Genomic DNA, 21,778 nt, shown 5'->3' with positions numbered 1-21,778 from the left:
GGGTGCGACAGTTCAGCCCATCAATAAAACGACCGCGCGGCCTTCAAGGTCAACAGCCCATCACATTGCGAGTTGTGTCCGGAGTAGGCCGAGCAGTCACTGCCGCTGAGGCTGGAGCCGCTGTAGATCAGGTCCAGGTCAATGCCTTTCCAGGCCCGGGAAAACTGCACCGACCAATCGCTGAAACTGCTGATGGCGCCGTTCTCTACCGAGACCGGTGTGCCCAGTTGATGGGTGGTGTACTTCATGCTGACGCCGATGCCGAAAGGCTGGGTACCGCCCAGGTCGGCAAACAGGGTACTGTCCTGGCGGTCGGGGTCGTTGCTGAAGGACACGCCAAAGCGGTTGCCCAACAGGTTCAGCCCGCCGTAGAACTCCTGGCTGTCGAGGGGGCTGACCTTGGGGTAGCTGTAGTGGATCAAGCCGACTTCGTAGCCCAGGGTCTGGTCGAACGGACGCTTGAAGCCCATGTAGGAGTCGACTTCAAGGTTATTGGCCGACGACAGGCCCATGTTTGGGGAAAACTGGCCGAAATACAGGCCGCTGTCGTGGGTAAGGTCCAGGCCACCGTGGAACGAGTCGCTGCCAGGGGCGGTCGGCTTGACCAGGCCCTGGGCCATGGTGCGGCTGGGGGTTGTACCTAATTTCAGGTCGAAGTCACCCAATTCGCGCTGGAAGATATGCGCTTGGGCCAAAGGGCTGGCGACCAGGAGGCTGACCACGAAAATACAGCGTTTAAGCATGCTTCACTCCATGAAAAGCGAGGAGCAGTAACGGAAAGATTCAGGCAGATGCCCGTGCTAGACGTGTGCAAGGATACCGGCGAATGCCTGGCGTTGAGGCCCGTTCGTCGATTAGCTGCGTATTGAAGGTGTGAGGCGGGGGTTGCAACTCTAGTCCTAGCGCCTTGAAGGCAAGACGCTTAGGGACCAGATGCAGTGCGAGGGTATGACTATTACTTCTTGCCCAGGCTGATCTGCTTGGACGGGCCGAAAGTCTGGCCGCTCACGCCCTTGGCAATTTGCTGGATTTCGCCGCCGGACTTGAGGAACGCAGCAATCTGGCTATTGATCGATTCGCTGGTTTCAACGGCGGGAGCTGGCTTTGCTTTGCTGTTGGATGCTTTTACACGCATGGCGGCCACTAACCTGTAGAAAATTAACTTGGCCAGGCATCGTACAGGAAATACTTGACAATTGCTTGGCAAATATCCCTCAGGCTTAATACGCAGCGCTGGAAATAGCCGAAGTTCAACGCCGAAATAAAGCGCTAACTTACTGTTTTAGCTGGAAACCACAGGCCGGGTGGCCCGCTGGTGGCCTGCTCAAAGTGAACCGAACGATCAGACGAGTGGGGCGCTGCCATTGGAACGCCATGCCAGCCCGCGATTTTTCAGGCGCGCGCGCGTGCAGGGCCCAACTCGGGTAGAATGCCGCCCACGCAATGAGGGTATTGGAAATGGCTTTAGTCGGGCGCTACAACAGCTTGCAAGTGGTCAAGCACACTAACTTTGGTTTGTACCTCGATGGTGCGCAAGATGGGGAAATCCTCTTGCCTAATCGGTATATCCCTAAAGATATTCCCAGTGAAGATGAAGACTGGCTCAACGTTTTCATTTATCTGGACAGCGATGACAAACTTATCGCCACCACCGAAAAACCCAAAGTTCAAGTCGGTGAATTCGCCAGTTTGAAAGTTGTGGAAGTCAACAGCATTGGCGTATTCCTTGATTGGGGTTTGCCCAAGGATCTGCTGCTGCCGTATTCGGAAGAAAAACGCCAGCTGACCGCAGGTGAGTATTGCGTGGTGCACGTCTACCTCGACAAGCACACCAAGCGCATCACCGCCACCGCTCGCCTTGACCGTTACCTGGACAAGACGCCAGCCAACTACCAGGTGGGCCAGGAAGTCGACCTGCTGGTGGCCGAAGCCACCGACATGGGCTTCAAGGCGATCATCAACAACAAGCACTGGGGCCTGATCCACAAGAACGAAGTGTTCAAGTTCCTGCGTCCGGGCAAGGAAGAGAAGGGTTTCATCAAAGAGATCCGCGCCGATGGCAACATCAGCCTGAGCCTGCAACCGGTGGGCCAGGAAGCGGCCTCCAGCCTGAACTCGAAGATCCTCGCCAAGTTGCGTGACAACAACGGCACCCTGCCGGTCAGCGACAAAAGCGACCCGGCGGTGATCAGCAACTTGTTCGGCGTGAGCAAGGGCAACTTCAAGAAGGCCATTGGTGCGCTCTACAAGCAAGGGCAGATCGTGATTCATGCGGACCGCATTGAACTAAGCTGAGTACGCTTCGCTCTCCTGTAGGAGCGAGCTTGTTGTGGCGAGGGAGCTTGCTCCCGCTCGACTGCGTAGCAGTCGCAAGCTTTTTTGGGGGCGCTTCGCACCCCAACGCAAGCAAGCTTGCTCGCCACAACAAGCTTGCCTTCACAGTAGGGCTTGCTCATGTCCAGAAAGTCGTTGTATGCCTACCTCGGCACCTTGCTCGCCTTCCTGGTCCTCGACGGCCTCTGGCTTGGCGTGCTCATGGGCTCCACCTATAAATCCCTGCTCGGCACGCTGATGCTTGATCAGCCACGCCTGTTGCCTGCGATATTGTTCTATCTCCTGTATGTCCTCGGTTGCGTGGTGTTGGTGATCTTGCCCAGCGCCAGTTGGCAGCGCGCTGCGCGTTTGGGCGCCTTGCTTGGCTTGGTGGCCTATGGCACCTATGACCTGAGCAACTGGGCCACGCTTCAAGGCTGGTCCGCCGGGTTGGCGCTGATGGACATGGCGTGGGGCACGTGCCTAACCGCCATTTGCTGCACCGCTGGCCACTTGTGTGCAAATCGGCTGCGGCGGTAGAGGGCGGTTGATCAGTACTGAACCGGCTAATAACAACCCGGTACCGGCAGCGACCAACGCCGGTTGCAGGCCGCCACTGAGGTGGCTGCTGACCGACGCCAATAGTGGCCCGCTCAATTGGCCGACGGCGAAGCTGGCGGTCAGCAGCCCCGTGCTGCGTTGGTAGCCATGGGGTGCGACCTCCCTTAATCGCGCCATCACCAACTGCATGCAGGCCAAAAATGGCGCACCGCACAGCAACACGCCCAGCGCCAAGCCCCAGCCATTGCCCAGCAGGCAGGCAAATACCCCGGCCGCTTGCAGCCATAAAGTCGCCATCAGCCAGCGACGGGTGGTGTTCGGGTGCTTGCGGCGCAGGCTGGCCACCCCCACTCCCAGCGCGGCCGCCAGGCCAAAGCAGGGCCAGAACAGATCGGCCTGCCAGGCCCCGTTGAATTGAGCGCTGGCCATCTGCGACAGAAAAGTCGCCGGGATGATGTAGCCCAGGCCGTACAGGAAATAAATCCAGCACAGGTGCGCGATGCTGCCGTTGCTCCCCGCGCTGGAGACCTGGGTAACAGTGACGGCCGGCTTGGGTAAAAACGGCAGGATCGCCAGCAGCATCACCAGCGCTACCGTCCCGTAGAGCAACCACAGCGTGGCAGAGCTTTGCCCTAATAGGTTGGAAACCAACGCCAGCAGCCCCGTCAGCACAATCCCCAACCCCGGCCCTGCAAACACCAACGCACCCAGGCGCGGGCGGCCGGCGGCAGTCGCCAGTGGCTGGCTCAGGCTGGTAATCATCACCAGGGCCCAGGCACTGGCGACCCCGGTGCCAAAGCGCAGCAACAAGTGCGGCCAGAACCCGTTAGCCCAGTAGGACGCCAGGGTCAGCAATACGCACAGCCACAACCCGCCGTAGAGGCGCCCGCGCACATGCTGATGGCTACGGGCAAAGATCGAGTCCACCGCGCCGACGAAATAACCCAGGTAATTGGCGGCAGCGAGCAGGCCGGCGCCGGTCAGGTCGATCTGGCCTTCACTGAGCAAATGCGGCATTTGCGGAGTCAGGGCGAAGCGGCCAATGCCCATGGCCATCATCAGGGCGACGGAGCTGGCGAGTAAACGAATCAGCGGGGACATGTTCAGGTTTCCTGCAAAGAAGCGAATGCCTTGCAGGCTAAGACGGATTGACTTTCTGTAAAATTGAATAATAGTGAGTAACTTGTTCAGTTTTGGAGAAAGTAATGGAGTTCAGTCAATTGCGCATTTTCCAGGCTGTGGCGGAAGAGGGCTCCATTACCCGTGCCGCCGAGCGCCTGCACCGCGTGCCGTCCAACCTGTCGACCCGGCTTAAACAAATGGAAGAGCAATTGGGTGTCGACCTGTTCGTGCGCGAGCGCCAGCGTTTGCAGCTTTCTCCGGCGGGCAAGGTACTGCTGGACTACAGCACTCGCCTGCTGGCGCTGCATGATGAAGCACACGGCGCCGTACAAGGCGGGCAACCGGCCGGTGATTTCGTATTGGGCAGCATGTACAGCACCGCCGCAGTTCATTTGCCGAAGCTGCTGGCGCGCTATCACAAGACTTACCCCATGGTGAACCTTCAGGTGCAGTCGGCACCCAGTGGGGAGTTGCTGGAAGGGCTGATTACCGGGCGCCTGGACGCAGCCTTCGTCGACGGCCCGCTGACCATCGCCACCCTGGATGGCGTACCGCTATGCGAAGAGCGCCTGGTGCTGATTTGCGAGGCCGATCATCCGCCGGTGCGTGGCCCCCAGGATGTGGCGGGCCGTGCGGTGTTCACGTTCCGGCGCAGTTGCGCCTACCGCACGCGCCTGGAAACCTGGTTTTCCCATGAGCGAGTGGCGATGGGGCGGGCGATCGAGATCGAGTCCTACCAAGGCATGCTCGCTTGCGTGATCCCAGGTTCCGGCGTGGCGTTGATGTCTGAATCCATGCTCGCAAGCCTTCCCGGCAAGGACAGCGTGTCCGTTCATCCGCTGACCGGGCCTTTTGCCACTGCGACCACCTGGCTGATGTGGCGAAAGGGTATGCTCGGCGCTAACCTCAACGCATGGATCGACCTGCAGCAAGACGGCAACCCACTGTGCGTGCAAGACACTCGCGCGATTGCTTGAACGATCCGTCAGGATTCGGATCAATTCAGTAATAGTTCGTTGTGGTTTCCTTCAAGCATTACCTAGGACTTAGGGCTACTATCACTGTAGGAAACGGCGACAGAACTCACGCCGGCCAGCACTACCCTCAAAGGGGGCAATCATGAAAGAGAAAATCCAAAACTGGCTCCACGACCTTGGCGTTGCGTTGGGCTTGATCGAGCCTCCGCTGCAACCGGTGCCGATTCGCACGGATGACGAGCAACGTCGGCCCCGTCGCCGCTAAAAAATGTGGGAGCGGGCTTGCTCGCGAAAGCGGTGTATCAGCCAACGGAAAGGTTGAATGACACACCGCTTTCGCGAGCAAGCCCGCTCCCACAGTTGTATTGCACTAGGCGAAAAAAACGGGCGCGACCTCCGACGTCGCGCCCGCTGAAGAAAATATCCTCGTCCCTGTTATAGCTCAAACCACCGCAGCCGCCACCTTGGCCGGCCGACGCGACAGCAAACTCACCAGTACAAAGCTCACCAGCGCCACTGCCAGGCTGTAGTAGATCGGCGTGTTTGCATCCAGCCCATCCTTGAACATAAACACCAGCGCGGTCACAAAGCCCAGGCTCATGGACGTGATTGCGCCCGAGGTGGTCGCGCGCTTCCAGAAGATCGCGCCGATCAAGGGTACCAACATACCGCCCACCAACAGGTTATAGGCCAGGGTCAGGGCGCTGATCACATCGTTCACCACCAATGCGATACCCAGCACGGCAATGCCGGTCAACAGGGTGAACAGCCGGTTGATGCGCAGGCTCGACGCCTTGCCGCCGCGCAGGCGGGGCAGCAGGTCTTCGGTCAACACAGTGGAGGCGGCGAGCAGGCCGGCGCTGGCGGTGGACATCATGGCGGCCAGCGCGGCGGCGATGACCAGGCCGCGAATGCCGTCCGGCAGCGAAGCTTTGACGATCGCGGCGAAGGCATTGTTGACGTTGTCCAGGTCCGGGATCAGCACATGGGCGGCCATGCCGATCAGCGCACAGGCCAGGCCGTACAGGATGCAATAGAAGCCGGCGAAAGTGCCTGCGTACTGGGCGACCTTTTCGTCACGGGCGGTGAACACCCGTTGCCATATATCCTGGCCGATCAGGATGCCGAAGAAGTAGATCATGAAGTAGGTGATGATCGTGTCCCAGCCGATCGCGGTGAAGCTGAAGTTCGACGTCGGCAGCTTGGCCACCAGCTCATCCCAGCCACCGACGCGGTACAGGCAGATCGGCAACAGGATGAACATCAGACCGACGGTCTTGATCACAAATTGCACAATATCGGTGAGGGTCAGCGACCACATGCCACCGATGGTCGAATACACCACCACCACGCCGCCGCCCACCAGTACCGACATCCAGAACGGCAGGTCGAACAGCACTTGCAGCACGGTGCCGATGGCCAGGATCGAGGTCACGCCGATCATCAGCGCGTAGGCCAGCATGATCACCGCGCTGGCCTGGCGGGCCATGGGGTTATAGCGTTTTTCCAGGACCTGGGTGACGGTGAAGATTTTCAGCTTCAACAGGGGCTTGGCCAGGAACAGGTTCAGGGCAATGATGCCCGCGCCGAGTGCGGCGCACAGCCAGAAACCCGAAATACCATGCACATACCCCAGGCGCACGGTGCCGACGGTGGAGGCACCGCCTAGTACCGTGGCGGCCATGGTGCCCATGTACAGGGACGGGCCGAGGTTACGGCCGGCGACCAGGTAGTCTTCGTGGGTCTTGGCGCGACGCATGCCGTAGTAGCCGAGCACCAGCATGCCGGCGGCGTAGATGAGTACGACGAATAAATCCAAAGCCATGACGGCGGTTCTCCGATTATATTTTTTATGGGCGATCAGGCGGCAGCTGGCTCGGTAAACACGCGAGCGAAAGTCAGGTACATCGTTGTGGGGACCTGTTAGATCCCCTTGATTGTTAATGTGGAGACGCTGTATCAGCGATGCGCGACGCCAGGCAGTACGCAGAGCATCTCGTACAGCAAGTTGGCGCCCAGCAGCGAGGTGTTGCCGGTGGTGTCGTAGGGCGGCGACACTTCTACCAAGTCGCAACCAATCAGATCGAGGCCCTGGCAGCCGCGGATGATTTCGATGGCCTGGATGGTGGTCAGCCCGCCGATTTCCGGGGTGCCGGTGCCGGGCGCCCAGGCGGGGTCGATGCCATCGATGTCGAAGCTCAGGTACACCGGGCCGCCGCCGACTTTTTCTCGCACTTCGGCCATCAGCGGCGCCAGGGAGTGATGCCAGCATTCTTCGGCCTGGACCACGCGAAAGCCTTGCTTACGGCTCCAGTTGAAGTCTTCGGCGGTATACCCCTGGGCACGCAAGCCGATCTGCACCACGCGGTCGCAATCGAGCAAGCCTTCTTCCACGGCGCGGCGGAAGGTGGTGCCGTGGGCAATTTTCTCGCCGAACATATGGTCGTTGACGTCGGCGTGGGCATCGATATGCACCAGCCCGACCTTGCCATGTTTTTTGTGGATCGCCCGCAGGATCGGCAGGGTGATGGTGTGGTCGCCACCCAGGGTCAGGGGGATGACATTGTGCTCGAGGATCTCGTCGTAGGCTTCTTCGATGATGCGCACCGCGTCGAGCAGGTTAAAGGTATTGATCGCCACGTCGCCGATATCGGCCACCGACAATGAGTCGAAGGGGGCAGCGCCGGTGGCCATGTTATAGGGGCGGATCATCACCGACTCGGCACGGATTTCCCGTGGGCCGAAGCGCGTACCGGCGCGCAGCGAGGTGCCGATATCCAGAGGCACTCCGACGAAGGCGGCGTCCAGGCCCTTGGCGGTTTGCAGGTGGGGAAGACGCATCATGGTGGCGATGCCTGCGAAGCGCGGCATTTCGTTGCCGCCCAGTGGTTGGTGGAAAATCTTGTCCACGGGATTGCCTCATCGTTGTTTTGTTTGTTGATGGCCGATTCTGCGAAAAGCCTGGCTTAGGAAGAATCGGCAGAGGCAAATACTTAGTTCAGATTTTTCTAAACTAAAGCCTGGGGTAAACTCCATTCAAATGTGGGAGCAGGCAAGCCAGCTCCCACAATTTAGTGTGCCCCCCCTGGAGCCCCCATGGCCAACGCCTTGCCCGACCTGAAACTCCTGCGCATCTTCGTCAGCGTCGTGCGCCACCAAGGGTTTGCCAACGCCCAGCACGAGCTCAACCTGTCGACGTCGGCCATCAGCACCTACATGAGCCAACTCGAGTCAGCCTTGGGCCTGGTGCTGTGCCATCGTGGCCGTGGCGGCTTCAGCCTGACCAGCAAGGGCGAGCTGTTTCATCAGGAAACCCTGCGCCTGTTGGGCGAACTCGAAGGTTTCGAGCAATACGCCGCTGCGTTGAAAGGCGAATTGCGCGGCACCCTCAAGCTCGGGGTGCTCGACTCCACCGTCAGCGACAAGGCCTTGCCGTTCGCCGAAGTGATTGGCGCCTACAGCCTGGAGCACCCGGCGGTGCATTTACACCTGTCGGTGATGAGCCCCTACGAATTGCAACTGGGGGTCCAGGACAATCGCCTGGACCTGGCCATCGGTGCGTTCTCCAACCGCATGAGCGGGCTGGTCTACATGCCGCTGTACCGCGAACAGCACTGGTTGTATTGCAGCAACCGGCACCCATTGTTCAACGAGCGGCGCATCCCGGAACAAGTGATCACCCAGCAACGCATGGTCGGGCGAGGTTACTGGAGCCAGGCCGAGCTGGCGCGCCACGGCTTCAAGCACAGCGCTGCCACGGTGGAAAGTATGGAGGCGCAACTGATTCTGGTGCTGTCGGGCGCTTATATTGGCTACCTGCCCGAACACTACGCCCAGGCCTGGGCTGACAAGGGCGACCTGCGCGTTTTGCTGCCGGCCACCTTCGGCTACCAGGCGCCGTTTTCGCTGATCATGCGCCGTGGCCGCAGCCGCGAGCCCCTGATCCAGACCTTCCGCGATTTGCTCAAGACCCAGCTCAACCAGGCCTGAACACACCATGTCCCGACCCCATTGCCCGCGCTGCCTGCGCCCGACCACGCACTGCCTGTGTGCGCTGATCCCCCACCTCGACAGCCGCACCCGCGTGTTGGTGTTGCAGCACCCGAGCGAGGTCGGCCATGCGCTCAATACTGCGCGGTTGGCGGCGTTGGGCCTGAACAACGCGCAGTTGGTGGTGGGGGAGGTGTTTGATGACCTGGCGACGCTATTGAACCCGCCTGGCTATCGGGCACGCCTGTTGTTTCCGGCGGATGAAGCCGAGCCGCTGCACGCCTACGCACCTGACGATCAGCCACTGCTGCTGGTGGTTCCCGATGGCACCTGGCGCAAGGCGCGCAAACTGCTGCACCTCAACCCCTTGCTGGCGGCGTTGCCCCGGGTGACATTGGCCGAAGGCGGCGTTTCCCGCTATCGCTTGCGCAAGGCGCCGGGGCCTGGCGCCTTGTCGACGGTCGAAGCAATCACGCAAGCGTTGCAGGTATTGGAAGCGCCGACGTCGTTTGAGCCACTGCTCAAACCCTTTGAAGCGCTGATCGAAGGGCAGATTGCTGCGATGGGCGATGAAGTATTCCAGCGCAACCATGGCGACCCGACATAAACCCGGCTTATGCCTTTAAGCCATAAGCACCACACTTTGCGTGATATGGCCCGCCGGCCTTTCCCGGTATGATGTGCGCCCCGCAGTCTGGATTGCGAATACGCCATGACCTTGCAGTACCCAACAATCGCCGATTGTGTCGGCAACACGCCCCTGGTCCGCTTGCAACGCATGGCGGGTGAAACCAGCAATACCCTGTTGCTCAAACTCGAGGGCAACAACCCGGCCGGCTCCGTCAAAGACCGCCCGGCACTGTCGATGATCGCCCGCGCCGAGTTGCGTGGGCAGATCAAACCCGGCGACACCCTGATCGAAGCCACCTCCGGTAACACCGGGATCGCCCTGGCCATGGCCGCAGCGATCAAGGGTTACAAGATGGTGCTGATCATGCCCGACAACGGCAGTGCCGAGCGCAAGGCGGCGATGACCGCCTATGGTGCCCAACTGATCCTGGTGACTCAGGAAGAAGGCATGGAAGGCGCCCGCGATCTTGCCGAGCGCATGGCCGCCGAAGGCCGTGGCGTGGTGCTCGATCAGTTCGCCAACGGCGACAACCCCGAGGCGCACTACACCAGCACCGGCCCGGAGATCTGGCGCCAGACCCAGGGCACCATCACCCACTTCGTCAGCTCCATGGGCACCACCGGTACCATCATGGGCAACTCGCGCTACCTCAAGGAGCAGAACCCAGCGATTCAGATCGTCGGCCTGCAACCGATGGAAGGCGCGGCCATCCCGGGTATTCGTCGTTGGCCCGAAGAATATTTGCCGAAGATCTACAACGCCACGCGGGTAGACCGCATCATCGACATGGCCCAGCGCGAAGCCGAAGACACCACGCGCCGCCTGGCCCGTGAAGAAGGCATCTTCTGCGGCGTGTCCTCCGGTGGCGCCGTGGCCGGTATGTTGCGCTTGTCCAAAGAAGTGGAAAACGCGGTGATCGTCGCGATCATCTGTGACCGAGGCGACCGTTACCTGTCGACCGGCATTTTCGACGAACCCAACTGATGGCCAAGCACGAGAGAGGCTTGCGCTTCCAGCCAACGGGCGGCAGCCGGGCCCCGCAGATCCCGGTGGGCAAGAAACAACGCCTGACCATCGAGCGCCTGGCCAATGATGGCCGAGGCATCGTGTTCTTTGAAGGCCGCACCTGGTTTGTGACTGGTGCGTTGGCCGGCGAAGAGGTGGAAGCACGGGTGCTGGGCGCCCATGGCAAAGTGGTCGAGGCGCGCACCGAGCGGGTGTTCCAGGCGAGTGAGCTGCGGCGCCCTGCGCCCTGCGCTCATGTTGGCCGCTGTGGCGGCTGCAGCGTGCAGCATCTGCCTCATGACCAGCAACTTGCCCTGAAACAGCGCATGCTCGCCGAGCAACTGTCGCGGGTGGCAGGTGTCGAACCGCAAGAGTGGGCCGCGCCGTTGAGCGGGCCGGAGTTCGGTTATCGGCGCCGCGCCCGCGTAGCCGTGCGTTGGGACGCCAAGGCGAAGCAACTCGAAGTGGGTTTTCGCGCCGTGGCCAGTCAGGACATCGTCGCTATCGATGATTGCCCGGTGCTGGTACAGGCCTTGCAACCGATCATGCAGCGTTTGCCAGCGATGCTGCGTCGCTTGAGCAAACCGCAGGCGTTGGGGCATGTCGAGTTGTTCAGCGGTTCGTCCATCGCCGTGTTGCTGCGGCATATGGCGCCGTTGTCCGAGGCTGACCTGCAGATCCTCAAGGAATTCTGCACCTTCCATGACGCCCAATTGTGGCTGCACGGGGAAGGGCAGCCGGAGCCCGTCGAGCCGGGTCAGGCCCTGGGCTTCCGTTTGGAGGCGTGGGATCTGGAGCTGGCGTACCGTCCGGGCGACTTTGTGCAGGTCAACGCCGGGGTCAACCAGGCGATGGTCGCCCAAGCCCTGCAATGGCTCGCGCCACAAGCCGACGAACGGGTACTGGACCTGTTTTGCGGCCTGGGCAATTTCGCCCTGCCACTGGCTCGCCACGTACGCGAAGTGGTGGCGGTGGAGGGCGTACAGGCCATGGTGGACCGTGCGGCCCTCAATGCCGTCAGCAACCATTTGCATAACGCACAGTTTTTTCAGGCCGATTTGTCCCAGCCTTTGACCGACGCAGAATGGGCCAAACAGGGCTTTTCTGCGGTACTCTTGGACCCACCCCGCGATGGTGCCCTGGAGGTTGTGCGCAAACTCGCCGCCTTGGGGGCCAAGCGCCTGGTGTATGTGTCCTGCAACCCAGCCACGCTGGCGCGGGACACGGTTGAGTTGGTCAAGCAAGGCTACCGGCTAAAGCGTGCCGGGATCCTCGACATGTTTCCGCAGACCGCGCATGTCGAGGCCATGGCGTTATTTGAAGCGGGCTAGGATGCCCGTTTAATCCGACTGGCCTGCGTTCTCCAGGGCCTGAACACTGCCACGGAGCTCGCAGTAAAAGTCGGCGATGATTTTGGCGCATCGAAGGTGCGTCGTAGGGAAGGTAAGCAAGATGGTACAGGTGAGAGCACACCAGCCGATCAACACCGACGGCAGTATCAATCTCGAGGCATGGCTGGATCATGCCGTCAGTGTCGACCCGGCACTGGACCGTGAAGCCTTGAAAGCAGCCTGCGAGTTCGCTCGTGAGTCTGAACAGCAAGACAATGCGGCCAAGAACCTATGGGCCGAAGGCACTTCAAGTTTTCGCACTGGCCTGGAAATCGCCGAGATCCTGGCCGATCTCAAGCTGGACCAGGATTCGCTGATCGCCGCCGTGCTCTATCGCGGCGTACGCGAAGGGCATATTCCGTTGGCCACCGTTGGCCAGCGTTTCGGTTCGGTGGTGGCCAAGCTGATCGACGGCGTGCTGCGCATGGCGGCCATTAGCGCCAGCCTCAGCCCGCGGCAGTCGATGGTGCTGGGCACCCAGGGCCAGGTAGAGAACCTGCGCAAAATGCTGGTAGCGATGGTCGACGACGTACGCGTCGCCCTGATCAAGCTGGCCGAGCGTACCTGCGCGATCCGTGCGGTGAAGACCGCCGATGACGAAAAGCGCAACCGTGTGGCCCGCGAAGTCTTCGACATCTACGCGCCGCTGGCCCATCGCCTGGGCATCGGCCATATCAAGTGGGAGCTGGAGGATTTGTCCTTCCGCTACCTGGAACCTGACCAGTACAAACAGATCGCCACGCTGCTGCATGAGCGGCGCCTGGACCGCGAGCGCTTTATCAGCGACGTGATGGGCCAGTTGCGTTCGGAGCTGCAGGCCACCGGCGTGGACGCGGACATCAGCGGCCGCGCCAAGCACATCTATTCCATCTGGCGCAAAATGCAGCGCAAGGGCCTGGCCTTCAGCCAGATCTACGACGTGCGTGCGGTGCGCGTGCTGGTGCCGGAAATGCGCGACTGCTACACCGCGCTGGGTATCGTCCACACCCTGTGGCGCCACATCCCCAAGGAATTTGACGACTATATCGCCAACCCCAAGGAAAACGGCTACCGCTCGCTGCACACCGCCGTGATCGGCCCTGAAGGCAAGGTGCTGGAAGTGCAGATCCGCACCCACGCCATGCACGAAGAGGCCGAGCTGGGGGTGTGCGCGCACTGGCGCTACAAGGGCACCGACGTCAAGGCCGGGTCCAACCAGTACGAAGAGAAGATCTCCTGGCTGCGCCAAGTGCTGGAATGGCACGAAGAACTCGGCGACATCGGCGGCCTGGCCGAGCAACTGCGGGTGGATATCGAGCCGGACCGGGTCTATATCTTCACGCCTGACGGCCACGCCATCGACTTGCCCAAGGGCGCCACGCCGCTGGACTTTGCCTACCGCGTGCACACCGAAATCGGGCATAACTGCCGCGGCGCCAAGATCAACGGGCGCATCGTGCCGCTCAACTACAGCCTGCAAACCGGTGAACAGGTCGAGATCATCACCAGCAAGCACGGTACGCCGAGCCGCGACTGGCTGAACCCGAACCTGGGTTACATCACCACTTCGCGGGCGCGGGCGAAGATCGTCCACTGGTTCAAGCTACAGGCACGTGACCAGAACGTCGCCGCCGGCAAGACCTTGCTTGAACGCGAACTGGCGCGCCTGGGCCTGCCTCAGGTGGACTTCGACAAGCTGGCCGAAAAGGCCAACATGAAGATCGCCGAAGACATGTTTGCCGCCCTCGGCGCGGGCGACCTGCGCCTGGCGCAACTGGTCAACCTGGCCCAGCAACTGGTCGAGCCTGAGCGCGGCAACGAACAGCTGGAGCTGATCCCGCGCAAAGCCACTGGCTACAAGCCGGGCAAGCGTGGCGATATCCAGATCCAGGGCGTGGGCAACCTGATGACGCAAATGGCCGGCTGCTGCCAGCCGTTGCCGGGCGACGCCATCGTCGGCTACATCACCCAGGGCCGTGGCGTGAGCATTCACCGCCAGGACTGCGCCTCGGTGCTGCAGTTGGGCGGGCGCGAACCGGAGCGAATCATCCAGGTCAGCTGGGGGCCGGTGCCGGTGCTCACGTATCCGGTGGACATTATCATCCGTGCCTACGACCGTTCCGGCTTGCTGCGTGACGTCTCGCAAGTGCTGCTCAACGAGCGGATCAACGTGCTGGCGGTCAACACCCGTTCGAACAAGGAAGACAACACTGCGTTGATGTCCCTGACCATCGAGATTCCGGGGTTGGACGCACTGGGACGGTTGCTGGGGCGGATTTCCCAGTTGCCGAACATCATCGAAACCCGGCGCAACCGCACCCCATGAATAGCTGGATGGGCGCGAACTGAATTGTGTTAGCTGCTTCATGTGGGAGCTGGCTTGCCTGCGATAGCATCACCTCGGTTTAACTGAAGCACCGAGTCGCGAGCATCGCAGGCAAGCCAGCTCCCACATTGGATTTTCAGCGGAAAGAGATACGATGTATTCAATCGAAGACCTGCTGCACCTGATGAGCCGCCTGCGCGACCCGCAATACGGCTGCCCGTGGGACATCAAGCAAACCTACGCGACCATCGTCCCGCACACGCTGGAGGAGGCCTATGAAGTGGCCGACGCCATCGAGCGCGGCGATTTCGATCACCTGCAAGGTGAGTTGGGCGACCTGCTGTTCCAAGTGGTGTATTACAGCCAACTGGCGCGGGAAGAAGGGCGCTTCGAATTTGCCGGCGTGATCGACGGCATCACCCGTAAGTTGATTCGCCGGCATCCTCACGTGTTCCCAACCGGCGACCTGTACGCACCGCTGGATATCCCGCAGTTGAGCGAAGAACAGGTCAAGGAACGCTGGGAGCAGATCAAAGCTGAGGAGCGCGCAGAAAAGTCCGACGCTCCCGAGCAACTCTCCCTGCTCGATGATGTGCCCACCGCCTTACCGTCGTTATCCCGTGCGGCCAAATTACAAAAGCGCGCCAGCCAGGTCGGTTTCGACTGGCCGTCCGCGTTGCCGGTGGTGGATAACGTGCGCGAAGAGTTGGACGAAGTGCTCGAAGCCATGGCCGATAACGACTCGGCAGCCATCGCCGATGAAGTCGGCGACCTGCTGTTTGCCGCGGTCAACCTGGCCCGTCACCTCAAGGTCGACCCGGAAACCGCCTTGCGCGGTGCCAATGCCAAGTTCGAACGACGTTTCCGATTTATCGAACAGGCATTGCGCGATACGCACCAACCCATAGAAGATTGCACCCTCGAAGAGTTGGACGCCCTGTGGGGCGAAGCCAAACGCCAGGAAAAGAATGTGTCCAGCTGCGGTTGAGCAGCTGCCTAAGTGAGTAAGCACCATGAGCCTTTCCCTTCGCGACCAGTTGCTCAAAGCAGGTCTGGTCAACCAAAAGCAGGCCAAACAGGTCGGCAAAGAGAAGCAGAAACAGCAGCGCCTGGTCCACAAGGGCCAGGCCGAAGTCGATGATACTCAGGCGCGCCTGGCCGCTGAGGCACACGCCGAGAAGGTCAAGCGTGACCAGGAGCTGAACCGTCAGCAGCAGGAAAAAGCCGAGGCCAAGGCGCGTACCGCCCAGGTCAAGCAACTGATCGAGACCTCGCGCCTGCCCAAGCTGACCACCGAGGACTACTACAACTTCGTCGATGACAAGAAGGTCAAGCGCCTGTCGGTCAACACGCTGATGCGCAACAAGCTGAGCAACGGCTCCCTGGCGATCGTGCACCACGGTGGCGGCTACGAGGTGATCCCGCGCGAAGCGGCGCTCAAAATCCAGGAGCGTGCTCCGGAGCGTATCGTGCAGCTCAACATCCTCACCGAAAGCCAGGTGCCGGATGAAGACGATCCGTACGCCGCTTACCAGATCCCTGATGATCTGATGTGGTAAGCCGCTAGAAACGACAAACCCCGCCAAACGGCGGGGTTTGTGTTTTAAGCGTGCAGCCTGTTACCAATCCACTGCGTAACTCAGGCTGAAGGTACGACCTTCGGCATTCGGGTACGGTGCGCGGGCGTTGGCCTGGGCGAACATGTTCTGGTAGTTGCGGTTCGTGAGGTTGTACACCGCACCTTCGAGGCGGCCTACCGGTAGCCTTACCGAGCCCAGCAAGTCGACCAGGGTGTAGCCCTGGATATCGCGGCCGTTGTTGTCTTTGGCCGCCGCGTCATAATTGGCCAGGCGCATACCCTGCAAGCGCAGGCTGTAGTCGTCACGCTCATAGCCGACAAAGGCTGTGGTCTTGGCGGGGGAGATGCGGGTGGCAGGCAGGTCGATCCACTTGCCGTTCTGCTGGGTCTCGCCTTTGGCGTAAGCGTAAGTACCGCCGACGGACCATTGGTCGCTGATGTTATAGGTCAGGCCGGTTTCGACGCCACGTACGCGTTCTTTCTGATTGATCAGGCGCAGCACACGATCATTGGCATCATAGAACTGTGTGACATCCGAGGTGTTTTCGTACGCGGTGACACTGGCCTGCCACTTGTCCCAGTCGCCACGCCAGCCCAGCTCGTAACTATCGACTTTCAAGGCCTGGGCATTGAGGTCCTGGATATCGTATTGGCTGTTCACGTCACGCAGGAAGCGCTGGATATCCGGTAGGGAAAAGCCCTGGCTGAAGTTGACGAACACATCCTGGTTGTCGGTCAGGTGGTACACCGCACCGAGGTTATACAGCGTGTCATCGTATTTGAGCGTGCCACCGGGCAGTGTCGCGCGGTTGCCGGTCTGGACGATTTCGCCATACGCGATGCTGTCGGAGACTTTACTCTCAATCCATTCGCGACGTACGCCACCGCGCAAGGTCCAGTTGTCGATGTCGTAGGAGAGCTGGCCAAAGATGGCTTTGGTGGTGGTCTCGATATCTGGACCCAGTTCGAACGTGGTACCGGTTTTCGTGTAGGTCAGGCCATTGACCCGGTATTGGTCGCCACGCTGGCGTGAGGTTTCATGGTCGTAGTCCGCGCCCCATACCAGGTTGCCCGTTGCCGGGCCGATGTCCGGCATCTGGGTCTCGATCGCCGCACGCAGGCCGTAGACGTCCTGCACGCTGTTGTTATCTGACACGCCTGCCCGGCCTCGGGACAGGTCTGGAAAGAACAGGGCGTCGGCCCGCCGCCAGTAGCTTTCGATCTGCAGGCCCTGGCCGTAGAAATCCTTGTCGGCGTAGTTGAGGTTGACCGCCTGGTTGTGGGTGTAGGGCTGGTCGCCCAGGTCCAGGCCTTTTACGGCGACTGCGTTGCTGGTGATGCGGGGGTTCTTGGTGTAGCGGGTGTCTTGTTCGTCCTTGTAGTCTTGCAGCGACAGGCTGATCTTCTTGTCGTCATCAAGCTCATAGCCGAAGCGACCTTGCAGGTCGTAGGTATCGGTGTCCATGTTGCTGCCCTGGGACGTGTCCTGGGGAATGCGCTTGCCATTACCGTCGAACTGATCGTTGCGCTGCACGGTGTTGCCCGAGAGGTACCAGTCCACCGGGCCCTTGCGCCCGGTGGCGCTTTGGAACGCCTGGTAAGCGAACCCCTTGTGGCTGAGGTTGTTACCGGCGGTCATGCCGATCTTGCTGCTGAACGCCAGGTCTTCACCTTGGTTGCGTTTGGTGATGATGTTGATGATGCCGCCCGATGCGCCTGCGCCGTAGACACTGCTGGCACCGGAGATCACTTCGATACGCTCGATGCTTTCCGGTGCCACGCTGTTGAGCTGGCGGAAGTTATCGCGCGTGGCGTTTTGTGAAACCCCATCGATCAGGATCAGGGTATTACGCCCGCGAAGCGTCTGGCCGAAGTTGCTCATGCCGCCGCTGGAAGGGGCAATGCCAGGCACCAGTTGGCCGAGGATATCGGCGACCCGACGTCCTGCCCCGGTCTGCTGGCGGATTTGCGCTTCATTGATCACCTGCACTGAGCCTGGAATCTGCGCAATGCTGGTTTCGCTGCGCGTGGCCGATACGACTGTTGCCTGTAATTGCAGGCTGGTCGGGGCTGCCTGTGTCTGTTCTGTCTGATCGGCCCAGGCGGGCGCACTCATCGAGCCGAGAAGCGGCAGCAGAACGGCCAATTGCGATTTATTCATGGTTTGTCTCAGAGTTATTAGAAGTATTGACAGAAAAATCGGGTGTCTCAGGCGCTCGCGTATATGAACGGATCGCGCGGATACTCACTGCGGCCAATGCATAGGTCAGTGCGACCAGCCAGAAGCTGTGCGCCAGGCCCACCCACCCCATGCCGATACCGCCTATCAAGGCGCCGCACAGCGCACCTGCTTTGGCGGCGCTGTTACCCATGCCCAGGGCAAAACCCTGCTGGCTGGACGCGACGGTATTGGCGATCAGCGTGTAGGCCACGGGCAGCAAAGCTCCCTGCCACACGCCCCACAGCAACCGGCTGGCGATGAACCCCAACCATTCACTGGCCAGCGCCGTGCAGGCCAGCGTGAGGGCGCAGGCCCAGGTGACCCATTCGATGATGCGCAGCGTATGTGCTGGCTGATGTCGATCGAACAGGCGGCCCCATAACGGCGCAGACAGTGCCAGGGTCAAGGCGCTGGCGCCATAGCTGGCGCCGATCAGCCACGCGGGCGCCTGCAAAACCTCGGCAACATATAAAGCGTAAAACGGTTGCGGCATCATCCTGGCTGCCTGGATCAGTACGATGATCCCCAACATCGCGCCAAGCCAGCCTTTGGGCAGTGCGACAGGCTTCGATGGGCGGGCAGGTCTGGATCGTGGTGAGTCGCTGGGCAAGAACGCGCTGATTATCGCGCACAACAGGCAGACGGCGGTGGCGCTGTAGCACAGCAATGCGAAACCGGATATGTCCATGAGCCAGCCGCCCAATACCGGCCCGGCCAGGGAGCCTACGGCAGTGGCTGATTGCAGCCTGGCAAGAATGTGACCCCGTCCGCCGTCGCCGCAGCAGGCCAGTGCGTAGGCTTGGGCAGCTGCAATGAAGCCGGCCAACGCACCTTGCACCACGCGGATGACCACCAGCCACCACGGATCAGGCGTTATCGCAGCCAGCGCCTGACACACCGCCAGTGCCAGCAACGCGCGGATGATCATGGGCTTATGGCCGGTACGGTCGCCCAGCTTCCCCCACATGGGCGTGAGGATCATCGCTGCCATCATCGGCCCGGCATACACCAGCGAAGACAGCAGGCCGGTGTACTGAGCATTGGCAACGCCCAACAGCTTCTGGATTTGCAGCGGCCAGAACGGGCCGCTCATTTCCATCGCCCCCATCGACACCAACTGAATCACCACCAGCAGCCGCAGCGCGGTGTTGTTAGTCGGCATTGGCGGCCGCGCTCAACGGGTTGGGCAGGCGCCCGACGATATCGGCATGACTCTCCAGCAGACGCATGCGCATGAACGACTTGGCCGGCCACGCGTGCTCCAGCAGTGCTTCGCGCTCGGTGGCCCAGCGCTGCGGATCAACCTGCGAGCGCAGGTCGTCAAAACACTGGCTGACCTGAGCCGACAGTTCATTCCAGAGCAGCGCCTGGGGGATGTCGAAGTGGCGCGCGGCAAGCAGGATGAGCTCGCCCAGATGGCACATGAATACGGTGTGCAGCAGCTTGTCCCTTACGAAACCTGCGTCGTCGTACAGCGTCATCTTCGGGTCGTGCAGTTCAATGTCCAGGCCGTGGGCGTGCAAGGTTTTGCGGTCGATACGGATATCGCCGAAATCGCGTAACAGCAGGCGGCTCAATTGCCGGTCTGCGGCCATGACCATAAAGGAGTTCTGCTGATGGGCCTCGAATGCAACGCCGTAGCGCAAATACATGCCCAGCAGCGCCGGCACACTGATCGCCGCGTACTCATGGAAGAAGGCGAGCATGGCCGCCGCGTCATCCTTGCCTTGGCTCAGGCGCACCCATTGGCGCAGCAGCGGCTGGCCGTGTTGATCAATGGCAAACAGGCTGCCCACCGGCACGGCCATTTCCCCGGGCTGGAGCTGGCTATGGGGATTGTCGCGATAGAGCACCGCCAGGTGGCGGGAGTGCTCGTCATTGGCCGGCTGTGGCTTGAAATGCACACCGATACGCTCGGGAACGATGCTGAGGATTTTCTGAATCGCAGGCTCGCGCTCCAGAATGGCCAGCAGCAAATGGCTGATCCGTGGGCCCATGCGCGCCGAGCGCGGTGAGACGGTGCGCTGCACGCTGGTCAGTCGCAGCGACACGGGCAATTTGACCATAGGCGCATCGCAACGCCCTTCAGGCAATACGGTTCTGAATGACATGGTGGGGTGGGCGGTAAACGCGACGATATCGGTCAGCACCAGCAGTTTGTCGCCGATTTCGTTGGCGAACAGTTGGGGCAGTTCCTGGCGTGCCTGCCAAGGGTGGGCGGGCAATGGCAGATAATCGCCTGCCTGAAGGCCTTGTGCTTGCAGGACTGCGGTCAATTGCTGTGCCGCTTGCGGGAAGTGCTCGCTCCACCACTGCCAGTAATCGGCGGTACCGGCCAACTTTTCGACATGGGCAAATTGGCGATGCAGCGCGCACAGCAATACCGGAAAGCGTGCTTCGAATTCCGGCGAGTAGTCGATGACTTGCTCGGTATTCAGGCCTAGCTTGGTCTTGTAGTTGGGGTGCCATGGGTGACCCAGTGTTCCCCACTGTTCAAGCACGGAAGTCGGGTTGATAACGCTCGGGCTGTTCTTGAGATGACTGAGGAGATTGTCTTGATACACCGGGTCCATGGACGCATGCAGCTTGAGCGTCCATTGCTCATGGAAGGCCAGGCACAAGGTGTCGTTGATGAAGCTGTCGTCGATCTCGACGTTGAGGCGGTTGAGCACTTCCCGGTCAGCAGGCGACTCAAGGCTGGCGTTAAGTAACGTCAACAATTGTGAGGGGAATTGGATTTTCTGTTCGGGCTGGCCTTCGCGCAACAGGATGACTTCGCCGCGCAGGTCCCAGCTTGCCATGCGGCCAGGACGCAAATGTTCGAAACGTAGTCGGGCTTGGCAAGGTAGTGTCAGCGAGCAATGCCCCTGTTCGTCATAAAGGAGGGTGCTGGGGGCCAGCAGGCTTTCACGAAACAAAGCTTGGATCAGGCGTTGGAAGCTACGTTCGGCGGCGGGTGCCAGCGTATTGATCAGGGCTTGGAGGCTGACGTGGCTGGCCTGAAATTGCGCAGTGGCAAGTGCTTCGCTCCAGCGTTCCAGTAACGCGTTTTCTGGCTTGCTGCTATTTCCATGCATCTAATTGATTCCCTGATTCGTGAGCCTGAATGAAAAGCGAACGAATGATATCGAGAATCATTATTTGTGTGTGTTTTTGTTACATTAATTTATGGCGATTATTGACAAAAAAACCGCGCTCCAAAGGCGCGGTTTCTCGTAAACGGCCCGGCTGCGTGGGCCGGGCGTCCACATGATTTCAGAGCTTCAGGAGCTTTTTGCCTGGCGTTGCAGTTCGAGAGTTTCGAGCTCGTTTTTATAGTTGTGGGCGTCGCTCTCGTTGTGAAACATGCCGACCAATACGTCTTGCTGATGGACATCCCAGATGTGAATCCCGTGGCCTACTGCTTCATGGGACATATGTTCATCGTCGCGTTCAGTTACTTTTACAGTCATCTGCTTGCTCCAATCTCTGGTTGATCTGCGGCAAGTCGTCGCAGGCCTCTGTTATATGATTTGTTAGCTTGCTAAGTAAACTGATTTTGCGCGCAATAATTCATTGCGGGGAACGCAACAATGCTGCAGGCCTTGTAAACCAAGGCATTGCGTCGCCAGCGCAGCGGCTTTATGACAAAAGTTTCATGTTCAGGTCGGCTAGGTTGACCTCGGCACCGCTATCGCAGGCAA

The 21,778-nt window shown here is 60.4% G+C and carries 20 protein-coding genes; 11 read left to right on the top strand and 9 right to left on the bottom strand.

Annotation, left to right across the window (positions count from 1 at the left end; all coding sequences use genetic code 11):
• Positions 1-20: 20 nt before the first annotated feature.
• Both AC4PS6_RS21565 and AC4PS6_RS21560 read right to left on the bottom strand, forming a co-directional pair.
• A complete protein-coding gene (locus AC4PS6_RS21565; RefSeq protein WP_019820453.1) occupies positions 21-743 on the bottom strand; it encodes a TorF family putative porin in 723 nt (240 codons plus the stop codon).
• Positions 744-955: 212 nt separating this feature from the next.
• Complete coding sequence (locus AC4PS6_RS21560) at positions 956-1,135, bottom strand: PFL_1563 family small protein (protein ID WP_003193095.1); 180 nt, start codon at positions 1,133-1,135, stop codon at positions 956-958.
• A gap of 323 nt (positions 1,136-1,458) precedes the next feature.
• Here AC4PS6_RS21560 and AC4PS6_RS21555 point away from each other — a divergent pair, with 323 nt between their 5' ends.
• Entirely contained in the window at positions 1,459-2,295 is an 837-nt protein-coding gene (locus AC4PS6_RS21555) for a CvfB family protein (RefSeq protein WP_019820451.1), read from the top strand.
• A 159-nt stretch (positions 2,296-2,454) separates the two neighbouring features.
• Positions 2,455-2,853 (top strand): DUF2177 family protein, encoded by a 399-nt coding sequence (locus tag AC4PS6_RS21550; protein ID WP_081036829.1) that lies wholly within the window; start codon positions 2,455-2,457, stop codon positions 2,851-2,853.
• Here AC4PS6_RS21550 and AC4PS6_RS21545 read toward each other — a convergent pair.
• Positions 2,797-3,975: an MFS transporter gene (locus tag AC4PS6_RS21545; protein ID WP_014719410.1), complete on the bottom strand. Its 1,179-nt coding sequence runs from the start codon at positions 3,973-3,975 to the stop codon at positions 2,797-2,799. The two genes, AC4PS6_RS21550 and AC4PS6_RS21545, sit on opposite strands and share 57 nt — an antisense overlap.
• A gap of 104 nt (positions 3,976-4,079) precedes the next feature.
• On the opposite strand from AC4PS6_RS21545, the gene ptrR reads away from it, so the two are divergent.
• Both ptrR and AC4PS6_RS21535 read left to right on the top strand, forming a co-directional pair.
• Positions 4,080-4,973 carry a putrescine utilization regulator PtrR gene (gene ptrR / locus AC4PS6_RS21540; protein ID WP_492180989.1) on the top strand — a complete coding sequence of 298 codons (894 nt, stop codon included), beginning with the start codon at positions 4,080-4,082 and terminating at the stop codon, positions 4,971-4,973.
• A gap of 142 nt (positions 4,974-5,115) precedes the next feature.
• Positions 5,116-5,238, top strand: a complete 123-nt coding sequence (locus AC4PS6_RS21535; protein WP_003193089.1) for a PA1414 family protein — start codon at positions 5,116-5,118, stop codon at positions 5,236-5,238.
• Between the two features lie 177 nt (positions 5,239-5,415).
• On the opposite strand, the gene AC4PS6_RS21530 is transcribed toward AC4PS6_RS21535, so the two are convergent.
• Positions 5,416-6,798, bottom strand: coding sequence for a sodium:solute symporter family protein (locus AC4PS6_RS21530; protein ID WP_336826940.1), 1,383 nt, complete (start codon positions 6,796-6,798; stop codon positions 5,416-5,418).
• Positions 6,799-6,932: 134 nt separating this feature from the next.
• Positions 6,933-7,883 carry an agmatinase gene (speB, locus tag AC4PS6_RS21525; RefSeq protein WP_014719407.1) on the bottom strand — a complete coding sequence of 317 codons (951 nt, stop codon included), beginning with the start codon at positions 7,881-7,883 and terminating at the stop codon, positions 6,933-6,935.
• A 186-nt stretch (positions 7,884-8,069) separates the two neighbouring features.
• On the opposite strand from speB, the gene AC4PS6_RS21520 reads away from it, so the two are divergent.
• The 7 genes from AC4PS6_RS21520 (at position 8,070) to AC4PS6_RS21490 (ending at position 15,854) form a co-directional block, all read left to right on the top strand.
• Complete coding sequence (locus tag AC4PS6_RS21520; protein WP_014719406.1) at positions 8,070-8,963, top strand: LysR family transcriptional regulator; 894 nt, start codon at positions 8,070-8,072, stop codon at positions 8,961-8,963.
• Positions 8,964-8,970: 7 nt separating this feature from the next.
• A complete protein-coding gene (locus AC4PS6_RS21515; RefSeq protein WP_014719405.1) occupies positions 8,971-9,570 on the top strand; it encodes a tRNA-uridine aminocarboxypropyltransferase in 600 nt (199 codons plus the stop codon).
• Positions 9,571-9,675: 105 nt separating this feature from the next.
• Positions 9,676-10,578 (top strand): cysteine synthase CysM, encoded by a 903-nt coding sequence (gene cysM, locus AC4PS6_RS21510; RefSeq protein ID WP_003193080.1) that lies wholly within the window; start codon positions 9,676-9,678, stop codon positions 10,576-10,578.
• The gene (gene rlmD, locus AC4PS6_RS21505; protein WP_038451087.1) at positions 10,578-11,930 is read left to right on the top strand and encodes a 23S rRNA (uracil(1939)-C(5))-methyltransferase RlmD; all 1,353 of its coding nucleotides are present in this window, start codon (positions 10,578-10,580) and stop codon (positions 11,928-11,930) included. The genes cysM and rlmD overlap by 1 nt, the downstream gene beginning before the upstream one ends.
• A gap of 121 nt (positions 11,931-12,051) precedes the next feature.
• Positions 12,052-14,295, top strand: coding sequence for a GTP diphosphokinase (gene relA / locus AC4PS6_RS21500; RefSeq protein ID WP_005790193.1), 2,244 nt, complete (start codon positions 12,052-12,054; stop codon positions 14,293-14,295).
• Between the two features lie 154 nt (positions 14,296-14,449).
• The gene (gene mazG, locus AC4PS6_RS21495; RefSeq protein ID WP_336826941.1) at positions 14,450-15,283 is read left to right on the top strand and encodes a nucleoside triphosphate pyrophosphohydrolase; all 834 of its coding nucleotides are present in this window, start codon (positions 14,450-14,452) and stop codon (positions 15,281-15,283) included.
• 25 nt (positions 15,284-15,308) lie between these two features.
• Complete coding sequence (locus AC4PS6_RS21490) at positions 15,309-15,854, top strand: DUF2058 domain-containing protein (protein ID WP_014719402.1); 546 nt, start codon at positions 15,309-15,311, stop codon at positions 15,852-15,854.
• 60 nt (positions 15,855-15,914) lie between these two features.
• Here the strand turns inward: AC4PS6_RS21490 and AC4PS6_RS21485 are convergent, their stop codons facing one another.
• The 4 genes from AC4PS6_RS21485 to AC4PS6_RS21470 all read right to left on the bottom strand — a co-directional run bounded on the left by AC4PS6_RS21485 (position 15,915) and on the right by AC4PS6_RS21470 (position 21,547).
• Positions 15,915-18,035, bottom strand: coding sequence for a TonB-dependent receptor (locus tag AC4PS6_RS21485; RefSeq protein WP_014719401.1), 2,121 nt, complete (start codon positions 18,033-18,035; stop codon positions 15,915-15,917).
• Positions 18,028-19,257 (bottom strand): MFS transporter, encoded by a 1,230-nt coding sequence (locus tag AC4PS6_RS21480; protein WP_032903119.1) that lies wholly within the window; start codon positions 19,255-19,257, stop codon positions 18,028-18,030. The genes AC4PS6_RS21485 and AC4PS6_RS21480 overlap by 8 nt, the downstream gene beginning before the upstream one ends.
• On the bottom strand, positions 19,247-21,172 hold the full coding sequence (locus AC4PS6_RS21475) for an IucA/IucC family protein (protein WP_032903120.1): 1,926 nt from the start codon (positions 21,170-21,172) through the stop codon (positions 19,247-19,249). The genes AC4PS6_RS21480 and AC4PS6_RS21475 overlap by 11 nt, the downstream gene beginning before the upstream one ends.
• 186 nt (positions 21,173-21,358) lie before the next feature.
• A complete protein-coding gene (locus AC4PS6_RS21470) occupies positions 21,359-21,547 on the bottom strand; it encodes a hypothetical protein (RefSeq protein ID WP_003193064.1) in 189 nt (62 codons plus the stop codon).
• Between the last annotated feature and the right edge of the window lie 231 nt (positions 21,548-21,778).

It is taken from the genome of Pseudomonas sp. DW-iso17 (genome assembly GCF_058725345.1).
The sequence above is the reverse complement of the archived record's forward strand: the minus strand, read 5'-3'. Positions and strand labels throughout refer to the sequence as shown.

Excerpts from the sequence above, each read along its gene's own strand:
- AC4PS6_RS21555 (WP_019820451.1), top strand. The coding sequence starts at position 1,459 with ATGGCTTTAGTCGGGCGCTACAACAGCTTGCAAGTGGTCAAGCACACT.
- AC4PS6_RS21520 (WP_014719406.1), top strand. The coding sequence starts at position 8,070 with ATGGCCAACGCCTTGCCCGACCTGAAACTCCTGCGCATCTTCGTCAGC.
- AC4PS6_RS21565 (WP_019820453.1), bottom strand. The coding sequence starts at position 743 with ATGCTTAAACGCTGTATTTTCGTGGTCAGCCTCCTGGTCGCCAGCCCT.
- AC4PS6_RS21485 (WP_014719401.1), bottom strand. The coding sequence starts at position 18,035 with ATGAATAAATCGCAATTGGCCGTTCTGCTGCCGCTTCTCGGCTCGATG.
- mazG (WP_336826941.1), top strand. The coding sequence starts at position 14,450 with ATGTATTCAATCGAAGACCTGCTGCACCTGATGAGCCGCCTGCGCGAC.
- AC4PS6_RS21545 (WP_014719410.1), bottom strand. The coding sequence starts at position 3,975 with ATGTCCCCGCTGATTCGTTTACTCGCCAGCTCCGTCGCCCTGATGATG.
- AC4PS6_RS21560 (WP_003193095.1), bottom strand. The coding sequence starts at position 1,135 with ATGCGTGTAAAAGCATCCAACAGCAAAGCAAAGCCAGCTCCCGCCGTT.
- AC4PS6_RS21515 (WP_014719405.1), top strand. The coding sequence starts at position 8,971 with ATGTCCCGACCCCATTGCCCGCGCTGCCTGCGCCCGACCACGCACTGC.
- AC4PS6_RS21535 (WP_003193089.1), top strand. The coding sequence starts at position 5,116 with ATGAAAGAGAAAATCCAAAACTGGCTCCACGACCTTGGCGTTGCGTTG.
- rlmD (WP_038451087.1), top strand. The coding sequence starts at position 10,578 with ATGGCCAAGCACGAGAGAGGCTTGCGCTTCCAGCCAACGGGCGGCAGC.
- ptrR (WP_492180989.1), top strand. The coding sequence starts at position 4,080 with ATGGAGTTCAGTCAATTGCGCATTTTCCAGGCTGTGGCGGAAGAGGGC.
- cysM (WP_003193080.1), top strand. The coding sequence starts at position 9,676 with ATGACCTTGCAGTACCCAACAATCGCCGATTGTGTCGGCAACACGCCC.
- relA (WP_005790193.1), top strand. The coding sequence starts at position 12,052 with ATGGTACAGGTGAGAGCACACCAGCCGATCAACACCGACGGCAGTATC.
- AC4PS6_RS21470 (WP_003193064.1), bottom strand. The coding sequence starts at position 21,547 with ATGACTGTAAAAGTAACTGAACGCGACGATGAACATATGTCCCATGAA.
- AC4PS6_RS21550 (WP_081036829.1), top strand. The coding sequence starts at position 2,455 with ATGTCCAGAAAGTCGTTGTATGCCTACCTCGGCACCTTGCTCGCCTTC.
- AC4PS6_RS21480 (WP_032903119.1), bottom strand. The coding sequence starts at position 19,257 with ATGCCGACTAACAACACCGCGCTGCGGCTGCTGGTGGTGATTCAGTTG.
- AC4PS6_RS21530 (WP_336826940.1), bottom strand. The coding sequence starts at position 6,798 with ATGGCTTTGGATTTATTCGTCGTACTCATCTACGCCGCCGGCATGCTG.
- AC4PS6_RS21490 (WP_014719402.1), top strand. The coding sequence starts at position 15,309 with ATGAGCCTTTCCCTTCGCGACCAGTTGCTCAAAGCAGGTCTGGTCAAC.
- AC4PS6_RS21475 (WP_032903120.1), bottom strand. The coding sequence starts at position 21,172 with ATGCATGGAAATAGCAGCAAGCCAGAAAACGCGTTACTGGAACGCTGG.